Annotated in this window: 20 protein-coding genes; 9 read left to right on the forward strand and 11 right to left on the reverse strand. The window is 65.2% G+C overall.

What is annotated here, in order from left to right; all coding sequences use genetic code 11:
• The 6 genes from ABB26_RS11945 to rnfB all read left to right on the forward strand — a co-directional run.
• Positions 1–797, forward strand: a 797-nt coding sequence (locus tag ABB26_RS11945; RefSeq protein WP_057634427.1) for an ATP-binding cassette domain-containing protein, incomplete at its 5' end; no start/stop codon positions are given.
• Positions 798–809: 12 nt separating this feature from the next.
• On the forward strand, positions 810–4,388 hold the full coding sequence (locus tag ABB26_RS11950) for a M1 family aminopeptidase (RefSeq protein WP_057634428.1): 3,579 nt from the start codon (positions 810–812) through the stop codon (positions 4,386–4,388).
• A gap of 359 nt (positions 4,389–4,747) precedes the next feature.
• Complete coding sequence (locus ABB26_RS11955; protein WP_057634430.1) at positions 4,748–5,194, forward strand: DUF2147 domain-containing protein; 447 nt, start codon at positions 4,748–4,750, stop codon at positions 5,192–5,194.
• A 305-nt stretch (positions 5,195–5,499) separates the two neighbouring features.
• Complete coding sequence (gene metG / locus ABB26_RS11960) at positions 5,500–7,578, forward strand: methionine--tRNA ligase (RefSeq protein WP_057634603.1); 2,079 nt, start codon at positions 5,500–5,502, stop codon at positions 7,576–7,578.
• A 43-nt stretch (positions 7,579–7,621) separates the two neighbouring features.
• Positions 7,622–8,212: an HAD family hydrolase gene (locus ABB26_RS11965; protein WP_057634433.1), complete on the forward strand. Its 591-nt coding sequence runs from the start codon at positions 7,622–7,624 to the stop codon at positions 8,210–8,212.
• Positions 8,213–8,242: 30 nt separating this feature from the next.
• Positions 8,243–8,659, forward strand: a complete 417-nt coding sequence (gene rnfB, locus ABB26_RS11970) for an Rnf electron transport complex subunit RnfB (RefSeq protein ID WP_083490807.1) — start codon at positions 8,243–8,245, stop codon at positions 8,657–8,659.
• Positions 8,660–8,689: 30 nt separating this feature from the next.
• Here the strand turns inward: rnfB and ABB26_RS11975 are convergent, their stop codons facing one another.
• The 3 genes from ABB26_RS11975 to ABB26_RS11985 all read right to left on the reverse strand — a co-directional run bounded on the left by ABB26_RS11975 (position 8,690) and on the right by ABB26_RS11985 (position 10,341).
• Positions 8,690–9,220, reverse strand: coding sequence for a hypothetical protein (locus ABB26_RS11975; RefSeq protein ID WP_057634435.1), 531 nt, complete (start codon positions 9,218–9,220; stop codon positions 8,690–8,692).
• Positions 9,221–9,304: 84 nt separating this feature from the next.
• Positions 9,305–9,652, reverse strand: a complete 348-nt coding sequence (locus tag ABB26_RS11980; RefSeq protein WP_057634436.1) for a RidA family protein — start codon at positions 9,650–9,652, stop codon at positions 9,305–9,307.
• Complete coding sequence (locus ABB26_RS11985; protein ID WP_057634438.1) at positions 9,649–10,341, reverse strand: DUF998 domain-containing protein; 693 nt, start codon at positions 10,339–10,341, stop codon at positions 9,649–9,651. The genes ABB26_RS11980 and ABB26_RS11985 overlap by 4 nt, the downstream gene beginning before the upstream one ends.
• A 167-nt stretch (positions 10,342–10,508) precedes the next feature.
• On the opposite strand from ABB26_RS11985, the gene mprF reads away from it, so the two are divergent.
• Positions 10,509–13,058 (forward strand): bifunctional lysylphosphatidylglycerol flippase/synthetase MprF, encoded by a 2,550-nt coding sequence (mprF, locus tag ABB26_RS11990; protein ID WP_057634440.1) that lies wholly within the window; start codon positions 10,509–10,511, stop codon positions 13,056–13,058.
• Positions 13,059–13,066: 8 nt separating this feature from the next.
• Here the strand turns inward: mprF and ABB26_RS11995 are convergent, their stop codons facing one another.
• From ABB26_RS11995 to thpR, 4 genes are all read right to left on the reverse strand, one after another.
• On the reverse strand, positions 13,067–14,413 hold the full coding sequence (locus ABB26_RS11995) for a virulence factor family protein (protein ID WP_057634442.1): 1,347 nt from the start codon (positions 14,411–14,413) through the stop codon (positions 13,067–13,069).
• 71 nt (positions 14,414–14,484) lie between these two features.
• On the reverse strand, positions 14,485–14,667 hold the full coding sequence (locus ABB26_RS12000) for an oxidoreductase-like domain-containing protein (RefSeq protein ID WP_057634604.1): 183 nt from the start codon (positions 14,665–14,667) through the stop codon (positions 14,485–14,487).
• 64 nt (positions 14,668–14,731) lie between these two features.
• Entirely contained in the window at positions 14,732–15,337 is a 606-nt protein-coding gene (locus tag ABB26_RS12005) for an HD domain-containing protein (RefSeq protein ID WP_057634444.1), read from the reverse strand.
• Positions 15,338–15,435: 98 nt separating this feature from the next.
• Positions 15,436–16,023, reverse strand: coding sequence for an RNA 2',3'-cyclic phosphodiesterase (gene thpR, locus ABB26_RS12010; protein ID WP_057634446.1), 588 nt, complete (start codon positions 16,021–16,023; stop codon positions 15,436–15,438).
• 402 nt (positions 16,024–16,425) lie between these two features.
• On the opposite strand from thpR, the gene ABB26_RS12015 reads away from it, so the two are divergent.
• A complete protein-coding gene (locus ABB26_RS12015) occupies positions 16,426–17,523 on the forward strand; it encodes a tetratricopeptide repeat protein (RefSeq protein ID WP_152982659.1) in 1,098 nt (365 codons plus the stop codon).
• A 113-nt stretch (positions 17,524–17,636) separates the two neighbouring features.
• Here the strand turns inward: ABB26_RS12015 and ABB26_RS12020 are convergent, their stop codons facing one another.
• Positions 17,637–17,969, reverse strand: coding sequence for a zinc ribbon domain-containing protein YjdM (locus tag ABB26_RS12020; protein ID WP_057634448.1), 333 nt, complete (start codon positions 17,967–17,969; stop codon positions 17,637–17,639).
• 119 nt (positions 17,970–18,088) lie between these two features.
• On the opposite strand from ABB26_RS12020, the gene ABB26_RS12025 reads away from it, so the two are divergent.
• A complete protein-coding gene (locus ABB26_RS12025) occupies positions 18,089–19,447 on the forward strand; it encodes an Hsp70 family protein (RefSeq protein ID WP_057634450.1) in 1,359 nt (452 codons plus the stop codon).
• 377 nt (positions 19,448–19,824) lie between these two features.
• On the opposite strand, the gene ABB26_RS12030 is transcribed toward ABB26_RS12025, so the two are convergent.
• The 3 genes from ABB26_RS12030 to ABB26_RS12040 are packed head-to-tail and all read right to left on the reverse strand — an operon-like array spanning position 19,825 to position 21,838.
• A complete protein-coding gene (locus tag ABB26_RS12030) occupies positions 19,825–20,718 on the reverse strand; it encodes a DUF4097 family beta strand repeat-containing protein (protein WP_057634451.1) in 894 nt (297 codons plus the stop codon).
• An 11-nt stretch (positions 20,719–20,729) separates the two neighbouring features.
• The gene (locus tag ABB26_RS12035; protein WP_057634452.1) at positions 20,730–21,266 is read right to left on the reverse strand and encodes a hypothetical protein; all 537 of its coding nucleotides are present in this window, start codon (positions 21,264–21,266) and stop codon (positions 20,730–20,732) included.
• Positions 21,263–21,838, reverse strand: coding sequence for an RNA polymerase sigma factor (locus ABB26_RS12040; RefSeq protein WP_057634607.1), 576 nt, complete (start codon positions 21,836–21,838; stop codon positions 21,263–21,265). The genes ABB26_RS12035 and ABB26_RS12040 overlap by 4 nt, the downstream gene beginning before the upstream one ends.
• Positions 21,839–21,958 lie beyond the last annotated feature (120 nt).

The following is a 21,958-nucleotide window of genomic DNA, read 5'->3' on the forward strand; positions in this document are numbered from 1 at the left end:
TCGGCCCCAACGGCGCCGGCAAATCATCGCTGATGCGCACCCTGGCCACGCTGCAGGAGGCCGACGCCGGCAGCGCGACACTGACCACCGCCGATGGCGCCAGCATCGACATCCTCCGCGACAAGGACGCGCTGCGGCGCAAGCTGGGCTACCTGCCGCAGGACTTCGGGGTCTATCCGAAGGTAAGCGCACTGGACCTGCTCGACCATTTTGCCGTGCTCAAGGGCCTGACCGCGCGCAAGCAGCGCAAGGAAGTGGTCGAAGGCCTGCTGCAGCAGGTGAATCTGTGGGATGCACGCAAGCGCAAGCTCGGCACCTATTCCGGCGGCATGCGCCAGCGTTTCGGCATCGCCCAGGCACTGCTGGGCAATCCGCAGCTGGTGATCGTCGATGAACCCACCGCCGGCCTCGATCCGGAGGAACGCAACCGCTTCCTCAACCTGCTGGCCGAGATTGGCGAGAACGTGGCGGTGATCCTGTCCACCCACATCGTCGAGGACGTGACCGACCTGTGCCCGAGCATGGCCATCATGAACAAGGGACAGGTACTGCTGACCGGTCGCCCGGCCGACGCCATCGCCGCACTGCAGGCCCAGGTCTGGCGCAAGCAGGTCACCAAGGCCGCGCTGCCCGAATACGAATCGCGCTTCACCGTGTTGTCCACGCGTCTGATGGGCGGGCACCCGGTGATCCATGTCTTCAGCCAGTCGTGTCCGGAACAGGGCTTCGAGCCGGTGGAACCGGGTCTGGAAGATGTCTACTTCCAGCGCCTGCGCCTGCAAGCGCAAGCCGCCTGACGGAGACGACCCATGACCTTCGCCTTCCTGCGCTTCGAGCTGCGCGAGCAGCTTCGTTCTCCCCTGCTGTGGCTGCTGGCGGTGCTGTTCGCCCTGCTGGCGTTCGGTGCGGCCTCCAGTGATGCCATCCAGATCGGCGGCAGCATCGGCAACGTACATCGCAATGCACCGTCGGTGGTTGCCACCTTCATGACCTCCTTCACCCTGCTCGGGTTGCTGGTGGTCACGCTGTTCGTCAGCAACGCGCTGCTGCGTGATTTCGAACTGGGAACCGCCGAGCTGGTGTTCTCCAGCCCGATCAAGCGCCGCGACTACCTGCTGGGCCGCCTCGGCGCGGCGTTGCTGGCCAGCCTGCTGATGTACGTGATCATCGCGGTGGGATTGTTCATCGCCCAGTTCATGCCGTGGATCGATGCAGCCCGCCTTGGCCCGGTGTCGCTGCAGCCGTACCTGTGGTCGTTCGTGTTCATGGTGTTGCCAAACGTACTGTTCACCACCGCACTGCTGGCGGTGCTGGCGGTAACTACCCGCAGCATCCTGTGGGTGTACATCGGCGTCATCGTGTTCTTCGTGTTGTATGGCGTCAGCCGCGCGATCCTGGCCGACATCGACAACCTGCGCTTGTCTTCATTGCTGGATCCGCTCGGCATGCGCGCGATGTCGCAGGCGATGCGTTACTGGTCGGCAGAGGAACGCAACACCGGCCTGCCCGCCTTCACCGGCTATCTGCTGGAGAACCGCGTGCTGTGGCTGGCGGTGACCGGCGCCTTGTTCGCCGCCACCTTCGCGCTGTTCCGCACCGAGCGCAGCGGCACTGGCCGTAAACGCGGCAAGAAGGCCGCCCGCGTTGCCACCACCGACGGCAAGCGTTCCAACGTTGTCGCGCCCAAGGTCACGCCGGTCTTCAACATCTCCACGGGCTGGAAGCAGCTGTTGCGCCAGGTCGGCTTCGACGCGATGGGCGTGTTCCGCAGTGCGCCGTTCCTGGTGCTGCTGGTGCTGGGCATGGCCAACTTCATCCCCAGCGCGTTGTTCCGCAAGACCATGTACGGCACGCCCAGCTGGCCAGTGACCTCGCAGATGCTGGAAGCACTGCAGAACAGCTACAGCTTCCTGCTGATCATCATCGTCCTGTTCTACGCCGGCGAACTGGTGTGGCGTGAGCGCAGCGCGCGCATTGCCGGCATCAGCGATGCGATGCCGGTGCCCAACTGGGTGCCGCTGCTGGGCAAGTTCCTCACCCTGGTCGCCGTGGTTGCCGCCTTCCAGGCAGTTGGCGGGTTGACCGCCATCGTCATCCAGCTGAGCAAGGGCTACACGCAGATCGAGCCGATGCTGTACCTGAAAACGCTGTCGCTGGATTCGGTGGTCTACATCCTGATGGGTGGCATGGCGCTGGTGCTGCAGGTGTTGAGCAACAACAAGTTCCTCGGCTATGCGCTGCTGATCCTGATGCTGATCGGGCAATCAGTGCTGGGCATGCTCGACTACACCCAGAACCTGTACAACTTCGGCAGCTGGCCCATCGCCCCGTATTCGGACATGAATGGTTATGGCCATTTCCTGACCGGCCAGCTGGCATTCCAGGGCTACTGGGCGCTGTTCCTTCTGGTGTTGCTGCTGCTCTGCGCAGCCCTGTGGGTACGCGGCGTGGATTCGGGTTGGCGGCAACGTCTGCAGTTGGCCCGCCAGCGGTTGAGCGGCAAACTCGGCGCTGCCTTGGCGGTCTCGCTGGTTGCCTTCGTGGCCTGCGCTGGCTGGCTGTACTGGAGCACCAATATCCGCAACGAGTTCGTCTCGCCGGATCAGATGCTCGACCGACAGGCCCGCTACGAGCGTGAGTACAGCAAGTACAAGGACCTGCCGCAGCCACGCATCATCGCCATCGACAACAACGTCGACCTGCATCCGGAAACCCAGTCGGTACGCATCGATGGTCGCTACCGCGTGCGCAACACGCATGCTGCTGCGATTCCCGACATCCACGTGGCGATGGGCGACGGCCCCACCCTGACGGCCATCGACATGGGCGGCGCCAAGCTGACCAAACACGATGAAGAACTGGGCTACCGCATCTACACGCTGGACACGCCACTGCAGCCGGGTGAAGAACGCGACATCACCTTCACCGTGGACATCCACCCCAACGGCATCACCTCTGACCAGGCGCAAAGCCAGATCGTCGGCAACGGCAGCTTCTTCAACAGCCGCGTGCTGCCAGCATTCGGCTATGACACCGGCGTGGAGATCAGCGACCGCAACGAGCGCCGCAAGCGCGACCTCGGCGAACCCACGCGCATGCCCAAGCTGGAGGACGAAGCGGCACGCGCCAACACCTACATCTCCAACGATTCGGACTGGCTGGATTTCCGCACCACCATCTGTACCGCGCCGGACCAGATCGCCCTGGCCCCGGGCTACCTGCAGAAGGAGTTTGAACGTGATGGCCGCCGCTGCTTCAGCTACGCGATGGACCGCCCGATGCTCAATTTCTACGCCTATCTGTCGGCACGCTGGGCAGTGAAGAAAGCCACGTACAAGGACATCCCGATCGAGATCTACTACGACCCCAAACATCCGTACAACGTGGACCGGATGATCGAGGGCGTGCAGAAATCACTGGCGTACTACGAAGCCAACTTCAGCCCGTATCAGCATCGCCAGGTGCGCATCATCGAGTTCCCGGGCTACCAGTCGTTCGCGCAAAGCTTCGCCAATACGATCCCGTACTCGGAGTCGATCGGCTTCATCGCCGACCTGCGTGACAAAAACGACATCGACTATGTGTTCTATGTCACCGCACACGAAGTCGCGCACCAATGGTGGGCCCACCAGGTCATCGGTGCCAACGTGCAGGGTGCCACCGTGCTTTCCGAATCGCTGTCGCAGTACTCGGCATTGATGGTGATGGAGAAGGAATATGGCCGTACGCACATGCGTCAGTTCCTGAAGGACGAACTGGACAGCTATCTGTCCGGGCGCGGCGGCGAGGACGTGGAAGAACTGCCGCTGTACCGCGTGGAGAACCAGCAGTACATCCATTACCGGAAGGGCTCGGTGGTGTTCTATCGCCTGCGCGAGGAAATGGGCGAGGAAGCACTGAACCGCGCATTGAGCCGCTTCATCCAGGCCAAGGCCTTCCAGCAACCGCCGTACACCACGTCGGCCGAGCTGCTGGAATTCATCCGCGCCGAAGCCAAGCCCGAACAGCAGGCGTTGATCACCGACCTGTTCGAGAGGATCAGCTTCTACGACAACCGCGTGGTCGAGGCGACCACGAAGAAGCGCGCGGATGGTCGTTACGACGTCACCCTGCAACTGCACGCGGACAAGCGCTATGCCGACGGCGTGGGCAAGGAAACCCCCGGCACGCTGGACGACTGGATCGAAGTGGGCGTATTCGCCAAGGGGCCGTCGGGCAAGGAACGCGATGAAAAGGTGCTGTACCTGCAGCGCCACCACATCACGGACAGCTCGCCGACCATCACCGTCACCGTCGACCAGATCCCCAGCGAGGCGGGCTTCGACCCGTACAACAAGCTGATCGACCGGGTCTCCGCAGACAACCGCAAGCGGGTGACCCTGCAGTAAGCCCTGCCGAAGCCTTTGCTTGAAGCCCCTCTCCCATTCATGGGAGAGGGGTTGGGGTGAGGGCAGCTGGTGATTCGGCTTTTGCCTTCCTTCAGTGGAAGCGCCAAGGAAGCAACAGCCAAAGCCCCTCATCCGCCCGCTTCGGGGCACCTCGCTCCGCGCCCCGGCCTCGCACAGCGTGCGGGAGAAGGGAGCCGCCAAGTGATACCCCACACATGCCCAGCCTGCTGGCCACAGCGCACACCCCGCCTGGCGTAAGAATCTGCTGCACCGCGGATTCCGTACGGCGTCGAATGGGGTTACATTCGGCACCGTACCCGGCGCCGCCGATTGCTGAAACACACCCTGGGAGGGGATTCATGCGCACTACGATCAAAACCCTGTTGCTGGCCCTGCCGCTGATGGCTGCCGGCTTCTCCGCCAGCGCCTCGGACAGCGCCGCTGGCCGCTGGAAAACCATTGATGACGAAACCGGCCGGGTGAAATCCATCGTCGAAATCGCCCAGGCCAGCAACGGCACCCTGAATGGCAAGGTCCTGCAGGTGCTGCAGTCGGCCCAAGGCCCGCACCCGGTCTGCGACAAGTGCGACGGCGCCAACAAGGGCAAGCCCATCGAGGGCATGACCATCCTCTGGAACCTGCGCCCGGACGGCACCAACAAGTGGGCCAACGGCACCATCCTGGACCCGGCCAAAGGCAAGACCTACAGCTCCAAGATCGCCTTGGTCGAAAACGGGCGCAAACTCGAAGTCTCCGGCTGCATCGCTTTCATCTGCCGCACCCAGACCTGGCTGCGCGACCAGTAACCTGCCTTTGCCCCTCTCCTCATGGGGTGAGAGGGGCAAAGCTTGCGAACCACGGGTTCGGTGCCCCACGAACGGCCTTGCGCTGGCGCAAGGGCCGGGGCGCGAAGCGGCGGTTGGGGTGAGGGTGCGATAGCGCAGGCACCTTTGAGGCAGACTTTCCCAGCGCTCCGCTGCGCTTGCCCTCATCCGCCCTTCGGGGTGCCTTCTCCCGCCGGGTGAAGGAAGCACATCCAGCCCCGGCCCTCCGGGGCTGCTTGTTTTCGGTCATGCGATAATCCCGCGTTCCCCTGTAGCAAATGATGGCCATGACCCGTACCGCGCTCGTCACCAACGCCCTGCCCTATGCCAACGGCCCGCTCCACCTGGGCCACCTGGTTGGCTACATCCAAGCTGATGTCTGGGTGCGCGCGCGGCGAATGATGGGCGACAAGGTCTGGTATGTCTGTGCCGATGACACCCACGGCACACCGATCATGCTGGCTGCCGAAAAGGCCGGCGTGACCCCGGAAACCTTCATTGCCAACATCCAGGCCGGCCATGAGCGCGACTTCGCGGCGTTCGGCGTGGACTTCGACCATTACGATTCGACCAACTCGGCCACCAACCGCGAGCTGACCGAGGCCCTGTACAACAAGCTCGACGCTGCCGGCAACATCAGCCGCCGCTCGATCGCCCAGTTCTACGACCCGGCCAAGGGCATGTTCCTGCCGGACCGCTACATCAAGGGCACCTGCCCGAAGTGCAAGTCGCCCGATCAGTACGGCGACAACTGCGAGGTCTGCGGCGCCACCTACGGCCCGACCGACCTGATCGACCCCAAGTCGGTCGTCTCCGGCGCGACCCCGGAAATGCGTGATTCGGAGCACTACTTCTTCGAAGTCGGCCGCTTCCAGGATTTCCTGCGCCAGTGGCTGGCCGGCGATGTGGCCGTGCCGGGCGTGAAGGCCAAGCTGGCCGAATGGCTGGACGCCGAAGGCGGCCTGCGCGCGTGGGACATCTCGCGTGATGCGCCCTACTTCGGCTTCGAGATTCCCGGTGCGCCGGGCAAATACTTCTACGTGTGGCTGGACGCGCCGATCGGCTACCTGTCCAGCTTCAAGAACCTGTGTGCGAAGACCGGCGATGATTTCGACGCCGTGCTGGCCGCCGACAGCAGCACCGAGCTGCACCACTTCCTCGGCAAGGACATCGTCAATTTCCACGGCCTGTTCTGGCCGTCAGTGCTGCACGGCACCGGCCTGCGCGCACCGACCCGCCTGCACGTCAACGGCTACCTGACCGTGGACGGCGCCAAGATGAGCAAGTCGCGCGGCACCTTCGTCATGGCCCGCACCTACCTGGATGCCGGCCTGGCCCCGGAAGCACTGCGCTACTACTTCGCAGCCAAGTCCTCTGGCGGCGTGGACGACCTGGACCTGAACCTGTCCGACTTCACCGCGCGCGTGAATGCCGACCTGGTCGGCAAGTTCGTCAACCTGGCCAGCCGCTGCGCCGGTTTCATCGCCAAGCGTTTCGACGGCAAACTGGCCGACGCACTGCCGGATCCGGCCCAGTACGACCGCTTTGTCACAGCACTGGCACCGGTGCGCGAAGCCTACGAGCGCAACGACCCGGCCGCCGCCATCCGCCTGACCATGGCGCTGGCCGATGAAGCCAACAAGTACGTCGACGACACCAAGCCCTGGGTCATCGCCAAGCAGGAAGGCGCCGATGCCGAACTGCAGGCAGTCTGCAGCCAGGGGCTGAACCTGTTCCGCGTGCTGGTGGCCGCGCTCAAGCCGGTGTTGCCGGCCACCGCGCTGCAGGCCGAAACCTTCCTCAACGCACCAGTGACCGGCTGGGGCGATATCGCCAAGCCGCTCACCGCCCACACCATCGCCACCTACGTGCCGCTGTTCACCCGTATCGACCCGAAAATGATTGACGCCATGACCGACGCTTCCAAGGACACCCTCACCGCCCCGCCGGCCGCCGACGCCAAGCCTGCCAAGGCCGAGAAGCCGGCAAAGGTCGAGGCCAAGCCGGAACCCAAGGCCGACGGTGAAGCCTCGGCGTACATCGGCATCGATGATTTCGCCAAACTCGACCTGCGCATCGGCAAGGTGCTGGAGTGCGGCTTCGTCGAAGGCTCGGACAAGCTGCTGCGCTTCCTGCTGGATGCCGGTGACCTGGGCCAGCGCCAGATCTTCTCGGGCATCCGCGGCAGCTACGCCGAACCCGAAGCGCTGGTCGGCCGCAACGTGGTGTTCATCGCCAACCTGGCCCCACGCAAGATGCGCTTCGGCCTGAGCGAAGGCATGATCCTGTCGGCCGGTTTCGACGGTGGTGCACTGGCACTGCTGGATGCCGACGGCGGCGCCCTGCCGGGCATGCCGGTTCGTTGATGCAGTGGGCGCGCCTTGGCGCGCCCCTCTCCCGGAGCGGACCATGCAGCTGGCCCTGTTCGATTTCGACCACACCATCACCGTCTGTGACACGTACAGCCGGTTCCTGCGGCGTGTGGCCACCCCGGAACAGCGCGCACAGGCGTGGTGGCGGATCGGGCCGTGGTTGCTGGCATACCGGTTGAAATTGATCTCGGCCGAACGTATCCGTCGCCGCGTCACCGCACAGGTGTTCACCGGCCGCCATGCCGGTGAAATCACCCAGATGGCACGCGACTACGCCCGCGAACAGCTGCCCGACCTGGTCCGCCCGGAAATGCTGGAACAGATCCAGTGGCACAAGGCGCAGGGCCATACCGTGGTCGTCGTGTCAGGCTCGCTGGATCTGTACCTGCAGCACTGGTGCGATGCTCTGGGCCTGCAGATGATCTGCAACACGCTGGAAGTACAGGACAACCGACTCACCGGCCGCTATGCCAACGACGATTGTGGCCCGCGCAAAGTGGCGCGTATCCGCAAGCTGTTCGACCTGAGCCGCTACCAGCGCATCCATGCCTACGGCGACAGCCGTGAAGACAAGCCCATGCTGGCACTGGCGCATGAGCGCTGGTACCGCGGCAAACCGCTCTCCTGATCCCCCTTTTCGCGCAGCCCGACGCCACGCATGCAGGAAACATCGAACAACCTGGTCGAACGCCTGGACCGCCTGCTGCCGCAAACCCAATGCGGGCAATGCGGCTTCGACGGCTGCCGTCCGTATGCCGAGGCAATGGCACGCGGCGAAGCGGGCATTGATCACTGCCCGCCCGGCGGCGATGCCGGCGCGCGCGCATTGGCACATGTATTGGGCGTGGCCGCCCTTCCGTTCGACCGCAGCCGTGGCGAGCACAAGCCGCCGCAGGTGGCGTTGATCGTTGAAGCCGACTGCATCGGCTGCACCAAATGCATCCAGGCCTGCCCGGTGGATGCCATCGTCGGCGGCGCCAAGTACATGCACACCGTGCTGGCTGATCTGTGCACCGGTTGTGAGCTGTGCATTCCGCCATGCCCGGTGGACTGCATCGTGCTCGAACCGCGGTAATCCAGGCCGCGCACCTGCACGGCAGCAGCTTCAGAATTCGTCGTCTTCGGCCTTCGGCGGCAACGGTGGCACCGTGTACTGGCGGCCATGCTGTCGACAATCGGCGATCAACGCCTGTGCATCGGCGCGCACCACCGTCCGGGTACCAAGCGGAAAACGTGCATCCTCGACCACATCCGCCCGCAGGTCGGTCACTGCTGAGAACGACGCGGAGACGGCGTAGCGCTCTTCCGAGGTCGCCAGTTCGTCGCCGCCCCACCAGCGGATCAACCACTGCGCGTTGTCCCAGATCAACACCGTCTCGATCGTGCCGCCATCAAGGCGATAACCCACTGCACAGAACGTGTTGGGAACGCTGCGATCACCGTGGCGTCGCACCGTGTTGCGCAGTTCGGCGTCGATCAAGCGGAACTGCGGGTAGTCCAGCGGTTCAACTCGCGCCAGCGGTGCGCGTTTGTAGATCATCTTCGTCAACGGCGCATCCAGCGCCGGTGCCGCGTGCAGCACAACCGCGCTTCCCAGCAGCGCGCAGGACACGACAAACATCAGAAAACGTTTCATTCTCTTCCCTGCCACCCTGACGCCGGCATCAATGCCGGGGCTGCCCCGGACACCGCAGCATCCGGGGCGGATCACAAACGCCGCTTACGGCACCGCGGCGGTGATGACGATCTCGATTTTCCACGCCGGATTAGCCAGCTTGGCCTCCACGGTCGCGCGGGCCGGCGTTGCATCCTTGGCCACCCACTTGTCCCAGGCCTGGTTCATGCCGGCGAAATCAGCCATGTCAGCGAGGAAAATCTCGGCGCGCAGGATGTGGGTCTTGTCAGTCGGCGCCAGACGCAGCAGGTCGTCGATGGCCTGCAGCACCTGCTCGGTCTGGCCGACGATATCGGCGCTGGTGTCTTCCGGCACCTGGCCGGCCAGGTAGGCCACACCGTGGTGGATGGTCATTTCCGACATGCGCGGGCCGGTATCGAAACGTTCGATCATGGGGTCGTTTCCCTCGGTTGGATGGTGTCGCCATTGTGACCCGAACCGAAAGTTTCAGCTGGCCCTTTGTGCAGGCGTCGCCATGCGGCAATCGCCACCATCAGCAGCCAGCCGACCAGCAGCGCGACCACCAGCTTCTGCCCCAGCCCGCGCGGGCTCGCACGCCACAGCACATGCAGCCACAGACCGGCGAACGCCAGCCACGCCCACCACCAGCTCCAGCGATGGAGCGAGGACCAGCGTGGGTCGCGACCGAAACACCAGGCCTGCAGCAGCATCGCAACGGTCACGCACAGGAAGGCGGTCTGTGCCGACAGCCCATGCACCAGCGGCGCCAACAGGGGCGCGTGCTGCGGCAGCCAGCTGTCGCCAATCGCCACGGCGGCGAGGCCGAGCCCGGCGACGGTGAACAGTGCCGGCGGCAGCGCGCGACGCGCCACACCCTGCGCCTGGGCGTGCAGCATCCATGCCAACAAGCCGATGGCCAGCGCGAGCAGGCAGTACGCCACGCGCAGCAGCACTCCATGCGGACCATGCAGGTACAGGCTCAAGGTGGCCCAGGCCCAATCCAGGTCCGCACGTGCGAACTGCAGCCAAGTGGCACAGAGAACAAACAGCAACAGCGCCATCATGACCAAGGCGAGACCGATCTGATGCCGGCGCAGCGTGGGATGTCGATTGACCTGCATGGATGTCCGGAACCCGGCATGGAATCGGGCAAGTCTAGGGCCCTGCGCTGCCGATGGTGGCTGAAGGAACAAACAATGCGCACGCTTCGGCTTTGCGTCGCCGTCACGCACTGGCGATAGTCTTGTCGACCCGCGCCGTCCGGCGCACCACCTGATCGTCGCAGCGCATGAGCGTTCCACCCGTCGTACTGGATCAGAACACCGCGGGCTGGCGCCGGCTGGCTGCCATTGCCATCACGCTGGCGATCATGGGCCTGGCCCTGCACGCGCTGGCGGGGCAGTTCGACGAGCATGGCTATCACCAGATCCGCACGGCGCTGAAAGGGCTGTCGTGGACGCAGCTGCTGATCGCGACGCTGCTGGGCATGGCCAGCTACGCGTGCCTGATCGGCTTTGACGCCATCGGCCTGCGCCGCGCGCAGCGGCGTTTGCCCGCCAGCCGCATCGGCATCACTGCTTTCCTGGCCCACGCCGCCGGGCAGACGCTGGGCTTTGCCGCCTTGACCGGTGGTGCCATCCGCCTGCGCAGCTATGGCCGTGCCGGGCTCAGCCTGGCCGAGATCGGCCAGGTGGTGCTGATGTCCACGCTGGGCTTCGTGTTCGGTGCGTGGTTGCTGCTCGGTCTGGCGCTCTGGCTGGAGCCCGGCGCTGCCGCGCGCGCGCTGCCGATCGCCGTCCCCGTCGTCCGTGCATTGGGCATCGGCTTGCTGGTGCTGTTCGGGGTGATGTTGGTGGTGGTGGGCCGGGACGGACGCCGCATTGGCTGGCGCTCTCATCACGTCTGGATTCCCAACCGACGCACGGTACTGGAAGTCACCCTGCTGAGCGTGGTCGAACTGGGCCTGGCATCGGCCGCGTTCTACGTGCTGCTGCCGGCGCAAGGCGAAGTGGGCTTCATCGGTTTTGTCGGACTGTATCTGGTGGCGGTGGTGGCCGGCCTGCTCTCCACGGTACCGGCCGGGTTGGGTGTGTTCGAGTGGAGCCTGCTCAAGCTGCTGCCGCAGATCGCACCCGCCGCCATTCTTGCCGCGGCAGTGGCTTACCGCGTCACCTATTACCTGTTGCCGTTGCTGCTGTCAGCACTGCTCGCCGCCGTCGCAAGCGTGCGCCGGCCGATCAGCAGTGGTGCCGGGGCAGCATGGAGTGCATTGCGGCCATGGCTGCCGCAGATCATCGCGCTGGCGGTGTTCGCGGTAGGCGCCCTGCTGGTGATCGACGGCACCTTGCCGGTACCGCGCCATCGCATCCTGCCCGCGCCGTTGCCATTGGTGGAAACCTCGCATCTGCTCGGCAGCCTTGGTGGCGTCGCGCTGTTGTTGATCGGCCAAGGCTTGCAACGGCGCAGCCATGTGGCCTGGTTGATCGCGCTGGTGCTGTGTGTCGGGCTGCCGATACCGGTCTGGCTGCGTGGCGGGCACGCGCTGGTCGCGCTGACGCTGCCGTTGGCAGCCATCGCCTTGTGGGCGGCGCGGCGCGAGTTCTATCGCGAAGGTGCGCTGCTCGACGAAGCCTGGTCATGGCCGTGGCTGCGCAACGTCGCGCTGGTACTGGTGGCGACAGTGTGGCTGCTGTTCTTCGTCTACAGCCACGTCGAATACCAGAACGAATTGTGGTGGCAGTTCGCCACGTCCGGCAATGCGCCGCGTGCATTGCGTGCGCTGCTGCTGATCAGCCTGGTGGTGATCGTGTTCGGGCTTGCGCGCCTGCTGCACAGCACCCGCAGCCCGCTGCCTGCACCGGCAAGCGAAACACTGGAACAACTACGCCCCGTGCTGGCACAAGCGCATGACACCCAGGCCTGCCTGTCGATGACCGGCGACAAAGCCATCCTGCGCAGCGAGCATGGCGATGGCTTCGTGATGATGCAGCGCTACGGCGGTTCGCTGGTGTCGATGGGCGATCCGGTCGGGCCACCGGCGGTGGTGCGCGAGTTGATCTGGAAATTCCGCGAGGAAGCCGACCGCCTCGGCCTGCGCCCGGTGTTCTACCAGACCAGTGATCGCCACTGGCAGACCTACCTGGACCTGGGGCTGACGCTGGTGAAGCTCGGTGAAGAAGCCATGGTGCCGCTGCAGGACTTCAGCCTCAACGGCAGCACCCGTGCCGATCTGCGGCAAGCGTGGAATCGCGGCAAGCGCTCGGCGTTGAGCTTCCGGCTGGTGGGTGCTGCGGATGTGCAGCCACTGCTGCCGGCATTGAAGGCGATCTCCGACAGCTGGCTGGAAGAGAAGTCAGGCGAGGAGAAAGGGTTCTCGCTGGGCAGTTTCGACCCGGCCTATCTGTGCCGCTTCCCGGTCGCGCTGGTCGAGGCCGAGGGCCGCATCGTCGCCTTCGCCAATGTCTGGCAGGCACCGGCCGGGCATGAGTTGTCGGTGGACCTGATGCGCCACCTCCCCGATGCGCCCAAGGGCACGATGGACTTCCTGTTCATCGAGCTGTTCCTGTGGGGCGCGGCCAACAACTACACCCGCTTCTCGCTGGGCATGGCGCCGCTCACCGGCCTGGCCGAACACCGCCTGGCCGGCCGCTGGAACCGCTTCGCCAACCTGGTGGCACGCCATGGCGAGCGCTTCTATGGCTTCGGTGGACTTCGCCGCTTCAAGTCGAAGTTCTCACCCGACTGGCGTCCGCGCTACCTCGCCGCACCCGGTGGCATGCACCTGCCAGCGGCATTGCTCGACGTTACCCGGTTGATCTCGCTCGACCCGCAGCGGTGAGCGGTGAATCAAGGTTTCGCAGGCACCTTCAGCTGCTGCAGGATCACCCGCGCCAGTGCGGCGTAGTCGCCCTGGAAATGATGATCACCCGGCAGCTTCACGACCTGTGCGCTGCCCGCTGGCAGCTGCGGGCACAGTGCGCCATCGTCGTCCCCACCATAGATGCACAGCGTGCGTTGCGGCGACAGCTTCGCCACTTCCGGCGCGATCGGGAGGCCGTCGTCGTCGCCCCCGCCAATCCAGTTGCTGACGTGGAATTCGTAGTCGGCATGGCTGCCCGCCGACAGCAACGCGGTCATGCGCAGCATTGACGATGTACTTTCCGGCAGCATGTTGATCGCCGCAGGCAACACATCGGCTCCTTGCGAAAAGCCCACCAGCACCAGCTTTGGTCGCTGCCATTGGCGCGCGTAGTGCCGCGCGATGCGATCCAGGTCAGCGGCGAAGCCCGCTGGCGTGCGCTCGCTCCAGAAGTAGCGCAGCGAATCCACGCCGACCACGGAAACCCCTGCCTGCGCCAACGCATCGGCCACGTCCTTGTCCAGACCGGCCCAACCGCCATCGCCGGACACGAAGATCGCGAAGGTATCGCCCTGCCCGGCTGCCGGCACCTCCACCAGCGGCAAGCCGTCCAGTTCCTGCGGCACCGGCGGCAGACTGACGCCGTGCTGCGCGCCCAGCACACGTGCGGCCGCCACTTCACCCGGCAGGGCATTGCCATTGCGCGTGCGCTGGAACTGGCGTGCCATCGGCACCGTTGCGATGAATGCATCCACGCTTGCCGCCGGGCATGCGTGATATGCCCCCGGGGCCGCCGACAACCACGGAAAACGCAGCGGCTGCGGCTTCAGCGCGCGACCATTGATGGCATCGCCGCAGGTCATCTGCCCGGCGCGCCATTGCGGGCAGAAGTCTTCGGTCAGCAGGCCGGCAAACACCTGCGGCGCGGCCTGGCTCGCTACTGCATATGCCAATGCAGCACCGTCGCCGTCACCGCCCAGGATCGGCAGGCGATACGTCGGCACGCGGTAGTACGCCTGCACATAGCGCGAGAAGTTCTCGACATCACCTGCAGAGAAGCCACAGCTTCCCTTTTCCTTCGCCAACACCCGCTGCAGATGCGCGGTGTCGATATCCACCACCATCGCGCCGTCGTCGCGCAGTGCCTGCAACCGCATCTGTCGCTGTGCCGGTTTGTCGCTACCGGCAAACCACAACACCACCCGCTGCGGCGAGCCCTTGGGCATCTGCACCGGCACGTCTTCAAAACGTCCGTGGCTGACCTGCCCGGCGGCCAGCGCCGGCACCGAATGCACGGCCAATGCCACCACCATGCCCAACAACGCACGCACCATGGATGAGTTCTCTGGATCGGGAAGTTGCAGCCTACGCCTGCGGACGCAGGAGGAATGTCAGGACGGCCGTTTCAGTCCAGCGCGTCGGGGTGACGCAGCTTCCATTCGGCCAATGCCTGACGGTATCGGCCCAGTTCGTCGGAATACAGATCCAGCACGCACAGCGGGCAACCGCTGCCGCAGCACTCGTTGGGGCCGGGGGCCTCAGGCGGCAGCGGACGGGGATCGGGATCGACAGCGGGGTTCGGATTCATCGCAACGGCCATCTGGGCCGGCTCGGCAGCACGGTACGGCGCATTTTAGCCATTCGGTGCCCGCTCATCCGGTGACGCGGCGCAAATTGGCGCGAGCCGCCGCGTCATAACGTTCATGGAAGAAATCGCTGAAGAAGATCCGCGGCTGCGCCAGCACGCCTTTCAGGAAGCGGCGCCGGTTGAGACGGAACAAAAAGCCTGGCACCTTGCCGCTGTACTCCTGGGCGATGCCGCGATCATAGGCATCGAATACGTCCGGCGGCGCGCCGAGGATGGCCATGTCGCTGTCCAGGAACAGGGCCGCATCGGCGTCCAGCTCATCCGCCCGCAACTGCCCATGGCGGGCCGTCAGCTCGATCAGTCCGGCCACACGGGCAGCATCCACACCCGCCTCCGGCAACCAGCGCTGGATCGCGGCGACGGCCAACTGCGCCGAGCGCAGCTCATTGTCGCTGCGCCCCGCTTCATAGATCGCATCGTGGTAAAGCACCGCCATTGCCACTTCGCGCGGCTGCTCCCAGCCTGGGCCACCGGCGACGTCACGGTAGTGATGCAGCACCGCCTGCACATGGCCGACGTTGTGATATGCACGCGGCGGTTGCGCATAGGCCGCTTCGAGTTCGGCCAACTGTTGCGGTGGAAGGGACAGCGGCAGCGACTGGGTATCCATGCACGCATCCTGCCCTACGAGCAGAAGTGAGTGAAGAGGAGTGAGGCAAAGCAAGTGCAGAAGCGGAGCCAGCCGTTGCCGTCTCCCACTCCTTTCTCTCAGCCCAGTTGCCAGCGACCTTCCAGCTGGTAGCGGCTCTGACCGAGGAAGCTGCGGATCAGCACGAATTCGCGCACGAACCAGCGCAGCGGCTGCACCGGCTGGATCGGCATGCGGCGCTTGTCGTACAACAGGGTCATATGCGGGGTGAAACGCGGATCGGTCTTGCCGCCAACGCCCTGCAGGCAGCGCGCCAGTTCTTCGTGCAGGCCGGTGAGCAGTTCGGCGCCGTACTCACTGCGCAGCACGAACGGGTTCTGGCGATTGCCGGCAAAGCTGCCCACCTGGTCGAAACAGACTTCGAACTCCGGCATCCGCACCCGGCTGGCAGCCTGGCGCATCTTGGCCAACAGGCTCGGCGGCAGACCGGCGTAGTCACCGACGTGATGCAGGGTGATGTGCAGGCGCTCGCACGCCAACGGATGCCCTTCCAGCCCGTGCTCGTCCCGCAGCCCTTCGGCCAGCTCGGCGACCCGCTCAGCGGTGAGCGGGTCCGGCAGCACCGCAAAGAACAGGCGCTCGGTGGGAATGTCACTGCCAATGCCCAGCGAGAGCTGTGCCTGGTCAGAGGGAAGGAACTTGTTCATGGTTTCGCGTCGAAAGCCGCCGGCTGGCCTGCAGGTAGCGGCCGCCGATACTGACTGGGGCCGCGGATACTAGCAGACCCCACCCCTCACCGGGATGCCTGCTGGACAAAATATAGCCAGCATTCGGCGAGCCAGGCGCTGCGGGGCCTGCCGAAGGTTATCCACATGTTTACCAAGTGCTGATCCACATGGCCTGTGGATTGCGGGCTTTGCCTGCCCATGCCGGATCAGCACCGCTCCGGGAAGCCTGATCGATGCGGGCAACACCGCCTCCGCCGACAGCCGCGCCGTCCGTTGCCGAACGATTCCCAACCGCCCTCGCCGCGCGTGATCCGACACTCACGCCGGCCTGCTTTCACAGGCATACACTCGAACTGCCGCAGCAACTTCCGGGTGGTCGCCATGATCGGTTGGAACGCATTTGCTCTGCTTGCCGTCACCTCGCTTTCGCCGGCGCCGCCGGCGCAGGCTGCCGTGGACATCCCGGCACCCGAACAGATCATGATCGTGCCGCCGGAGATAAAGGCGCTGCTGCGCGAACGGGTGATCGACACCACCAATTCTCCGGAAAAACGCCTGCAGCGGCTGGTCGAGTTGATCTTCGAGCCGAACGGGCTGGGCCTGCAATACGACACCGAGGCCACCCTGAGCATCGCCGAGACCTGGCAACAGCGCCGCGCCAACTGCCTGTCCTTCACCTTGTTGTTCGTCGCCCTGGCCCGCGAAGTCGGGCTGGAGGCGCATGTGCAGGAGGTCGGCCAGGTGGTCACCTGGTACCAGGAGCAGGGGCTCATCTTCAATGCCGGCCATGTCAACGCCGGGCTGCGCGTGAACGGCCGCACCGCCACCATGGACCTGGACAGCAACGTGCTCTACGACAGCCGTGGTCCGCGCCAGATCACCGACCGCCGCGCCCTGGCGCATTTCTACAACAACCGCGGCGCCGACCAGCTGGCCGCACACGACTACGCCACCGCCCGCCGCTATTTCGATCTGTCGCTGCAGATGGAACCACGCTTCGTGCCGGCCTGGAGCAACCTGGGCGTACTGGAGTCACGAGTCAACGACCTGACCGCCGCCAGCCATGATTTCGAGACCGCACTGTCAATCAACAAGGACCACGCGCCGTCCCTGCACAACGCCTCCAAGCTGTACCTGCAAATGGGCGATACGCGCCGTGCCGCACAATTGCAGACGCGGCTGGAGCGTTCGCGCAGCAAGGACCCGTTCTACCAGTTCATGCAGGGTGTGATTGCCGAGCGCGCCGCCAACTATCCATTGGCGGTGCACTACTACGACAAGGCTGTGCGGCTGTACGGGCGCGCCCATCAGTTCCATTTCGGGCTGGCGCGGGCCTACTTTCTGAGCGGCAACAACCGCCTGGCCGAACGCGAAATGGCCCGCGCCCGCGCCTTGGGCGGCAGCGACGAGCAGCGGGCCATCTATCAGACCAAGCTGGACGGCATCCGGCGCCTGGAGGCGCGGCATGCCGCGCATTGAGATGGGGCCGGGAACAGGACGTTGGGAACGGGGAATGTGGAACCGATAGGGGTGCATTGTTACGCGCGGCCCCTGCACCTCCCACAGCCCTCCCCGCCCCTGTCTCCTGCCTCTCAGGCTTTGCGCAGGAAGCAGGTCTTCAGCACCAGGCCCTTGATCTTGTCCGAGTTGCCTTCGATGTTCTCGGCATCGTCCTCGACCAGACGGATGTTGCGGATCACCGTTCCCTGCTTGAGCGGGATCGAGGAGCCCTTCACCTTCAGGTCCTTGATGACCGTGACCGTATCGCCGGCGACCAGCACGTTGCCATTGCTGTCACGGACTACCAATGCGCTGGCCGCCGCTTCACCGGGCGTCCATTCATGGCCGCAATCGGCGCAGATCCACAGCGCACCATCGGGGTAGACGTTCTGCAGCGAGCACTGCGGGCAGGAAGAAACGGACATGACAGCTCCCGGAACATGAAAGGGGCCGCCGATTGTAGCCGCCCACGCCCGCGCTCATGCCCCCGGCCCTGTCGCGTAGTAAAGTGCGCGGCCGTTTTAGCTGCAGACACCCCCGCCCCATGAAACTTGGCATTGACTTCGGCACCAGCAATTCCGCCGCCGCCGCCCACGTTGACGGCAAGGTGGTCCCGGTTCAGTTCGGCGATGCGCTGCAGTTCCGCACCACGGTGTACTTCCCCGAGGTGATGCGCGATCCCAACGACTTCGCGCTCACCCCGGCGCTGGAACAGCAGCTGGAAGAGCTGATCGACTCCGGCCGCCGCGCCTCACGTGCGGCCGGCACCAACCGCAGCCATGAGCAGCTGCGCAGCGACGCCATGCGCGTGGTGCGCCGGCAATGGATGGAAGAATGCATCCGCGAGCCGCAAAGCTCCACCAGCCTGCTGCAGAACGCGGTCTACGGTGACGATGCGCTGGAGGCCTATTTCGAAGAGAACGAAGGCAATCTGGTGCAGAGCCCCAAATCGATGCTGGGCTACAACCTGCATCCGCGTGCCAAGCAGACCATCACCGGCATCGCCACGCACATCCTCGAACACATCCGCCTGACCGCCTCCAAGCAGCTGGGCCAGAACGTGCGCAGCGCGCTGCTCGGCCGCCCGGTGCAGTTCCGCAGTTCCATCGGTGAGGCCGGCAACGCCCAGGCGCTGGACATCCTGCGCGGCGCCGCATTGGCGGCCGGTTTCGATGAAGTGGAGTTCCTGGAAGAACCTGCCGCAGCCGCCATGCATTACCACGCGGTCAGCGACAGCCGCCATGAAGCGGTGATCGTGGACGTCGGCGGTGGTACCACCGATATCGCTCACGCCAGCGTCGGCGGCAGCCAGGCACCGCAGATCCATCGCGCCTGGGGTATCGCGCGCGGCGGCACCGACGTCGACCTCGCGCTGAGCCTGGCCGGGTACATGCCGCTGTTCGGGCGCGGCATCACCCGCGTGCCGGCGCATCACTATGTGGAGGCGGCAATGGTGCAGGACATGCCGCGCCAGCGCGATTTCCGCCACCACGACTACGCCGCCGTCGATGCACCGTACGGGCCGCGCCTGCAGGCACTGCAGGACACCGGCAACACCGCGCGCCTGTATCGCGCGGTGGAGCACTGCAAGATCGCGCTGAGCAGCAATGAGAGCCACGCCAGCGCGCTGGATTTCATCGAGCCCGGTTTGAATGTGGAAACCGATGCGCCGCATCTCACGGCGGCGGCAGGCAACTATCTGAGCGAGCTGGAAACCCTGTTGAAACAGGTGCGCGAAGACATCGGCCATGACCCGGCGGCGGTGTTCCTCACCGGCGGCATGTCACGCGCAGGCTATGTGCAGCGCACCGCAGCGGCGGCGTTCCCGGGTGCGACGCTGGTGCACGGTGATCCGTCGTTCGGCGTGGTGCAGGGATTGGCGCTGGCCGCAGCGCAGGACTGAGGCGCAGCCCAGCTCACTCCCGGGCGGAGCGAAACATAGCCGCTCTCCCGCGAGCGGGACGAAGAGGGTCGTTTGCGAACCATTGGTTCGCGATCTGATGAGTGCCCTTGCGCCAGTGCAAGGGCCGGGGCGCGGAGCGGGGATTGGGGTGAGGGCGCTTTTGATCTTCGGCGTTGGCTTTCAATCAAGGCCGTCCAAAGCCAAAAAGCTCCCCTCATCCGCCCCTTCGGGGCACCTGCATTCGGCACATCCTTGTGCCTCACCCGCTGGGCGGCTTCGCCGTGCAACTCGGCAGTCCTGCCGAGTTGTCGTCCCGTAAACGGGAGAAGGGATGGAGTTCGAATTTTTCTCGTTCCTCAGTTACATCGAACGCTGAATCACCGCCCGCTCAGACTCACCCGAACATCGCCCGAATGCGCGTTGATGGAGATATCACCATCTCCACCGCCGATACGCGCATCCAGACTGCTGCCGGGACCATAGCGGGGGCGCTCCACCTGCCCTACGTCGGACTTGATGTCCCCGCTGAAGGTGTTGACCTTCAACTGTGCCGAGGTACGTGCCGGCAGCGTCAGCGTCACCGGCGCGCTCACCGTCTGCAGGCTGATGCGCCCCCCCGGCTGCAGGCCGGAACTACGAACGCCCAGGTTGCCCGAAACGGTTTCCGCATTGAGCCGCTGCACCGCCGACAGGTCCAGGCTGATACCACCGGACACCGAATTGGCGGTGACTTCACCACCACTTCCACCGGCGGTATTGATACCCCCACTCACCGTGCGCACGTCCAGGCGCGTGGTACGCAACTGCGTGCGGATTGAACCACTGACCGTATTGAGTTCGGCTTCCTCGGCCTGTCCGTTGGCGGTGATGGCGCCGCTGACCGTCGTCGTCTGCAGGCGGCGCAGGTCGACATCGGCCACATCCACCCCGGCACTCACCGTACTGGTCTGCAGCTGAGCAGCGCGCGGCACCCGCAACTCCAGCGTCGCGCCACGACTGCTGCGACCGTTCTGCGGATACACCACCTTGAACTGCACGCGGTTGGCACTGTTCTCCACATCCAGGCGCTGCCCGTCGCCCAATGTGCCGGAGAGCTGCACTTCATTGCGATCCCAGCCGCGCACGGTGACCGACCCGGCGATATTGCTCAGTTCAACCCGGCCGCCGCTGGACAGCGGCAGGCGCTGGTTGACCGTGCTTTGCGCCAGGGCTGACGACAGGGGCGCCAACAGCAGCGTGGCGACCAGCACATTCCTCAGAGAGGCTTTCATGGATTGCTCCTTCAGGTGGAAAGTCCGGCGCCACTGAGGCCTTGCCGGGTGAGTTCAAGACGCAACGCGTAGGTGCGCTGCAGTTGCCCGAGCAGGAAACCTGCCTGCGGGCTTTGATCGATGGCCTGGCGGATGTCGCCGGCGCTGGCATCAAGCTCCTGCAGTGCCGGCATCAGCTCGGCGGGCACGCTGTCCTGCGGAATCGTGGCGATGGCCAGCCGATACTCATGGGTCAAGGCATTGGCCTGCGCCTGCAGGGGCGACGCCACTCGCGGACGATCCTGCGGCAGCCACAACGCCACCGTACCGACCAGCGCCAGTACCGCCGCTGCGGCGCCGGCATACCACGGCCAATGGCGAGGTTCCCTGTGAACGACCGGACGCAGCATCGAGGGCGTCACCACGACCGGCAGCGGCTGCCGGGGCTGCTGCAGTTCAGCGGCAATGCGCTGCCAGACCACCGCCGACGGAACACGCTCGGCCGGCAGTTCGCGCAGGCGGCGGACCAGGTCGTCGTTGTCGTACTCGTTTTCGTCGTTTTGATTCATCGTACTTCTCCAAGCCGCACCCGCAGCAAGCCACGGGCGCGGTGCAACTGTGCTTTGGAACTCCCGACCGCCATCTGCAGTTCCGTGGCGATCTCCTGGTGTTTCCAGCCTTCAATGTCGTGCAGCACCAGCACTGCGCGGGCGCGCGGCGGAAGGGTCTGCAGCGCGCGTTCCAGATCCATCCCGGCAGCATTGCAGCGCGCGGGGGCGGCCATCTCCGACAACTGCTCCATGCCGTCTTCACCGACATCCAGCGATTCGAAGGTGGCGCTGGCGCGCAGTTCCATCAGTGCGGTGTTCACCGCCAGCCGATGCAGCCAGGTGCCCAGCGCGCTCTCGAAGCGGAACTGCGGCAACTTGCGCCAGGCCTGGATGAAGGTTTCCTGCAGCACATCCTCGGCGCGGCTGGCATTGCCGCCGCACAGTCGCCACAGCAACGCGTTCAACTTCGGCGCGTGGCGGCGGTAGATGCGCTCGTAGGCGTGCACATCGCCGGCAGCGGCGGCTCGGGCCAGCGCGGCGTCGTCCACGGCGGGCGATGAAGGGGCGGCGGTCACGGTGGCGTTGAGCATATCCATTGGATGCAGCAACCGGGCAAAAGGTTTAAACACCCGCGCGTTGGCAGCCCGCGCCCGCATCGCCGACAATCGCCTCCCCCACCGTTGCCGATTCATGTTCCGGGCATCCACTCA

This window comes from Stenotrophomonas humi (genome assembly GCF_001431415.1).
Classification (GTDB): domain Bacteria; phylum Pseudomonadota; class Gammaproteobacteria; order Xanthomonadales; family Xanthomonadaceae; genus Stenotrophomonas; species Stenotrophomonas humi.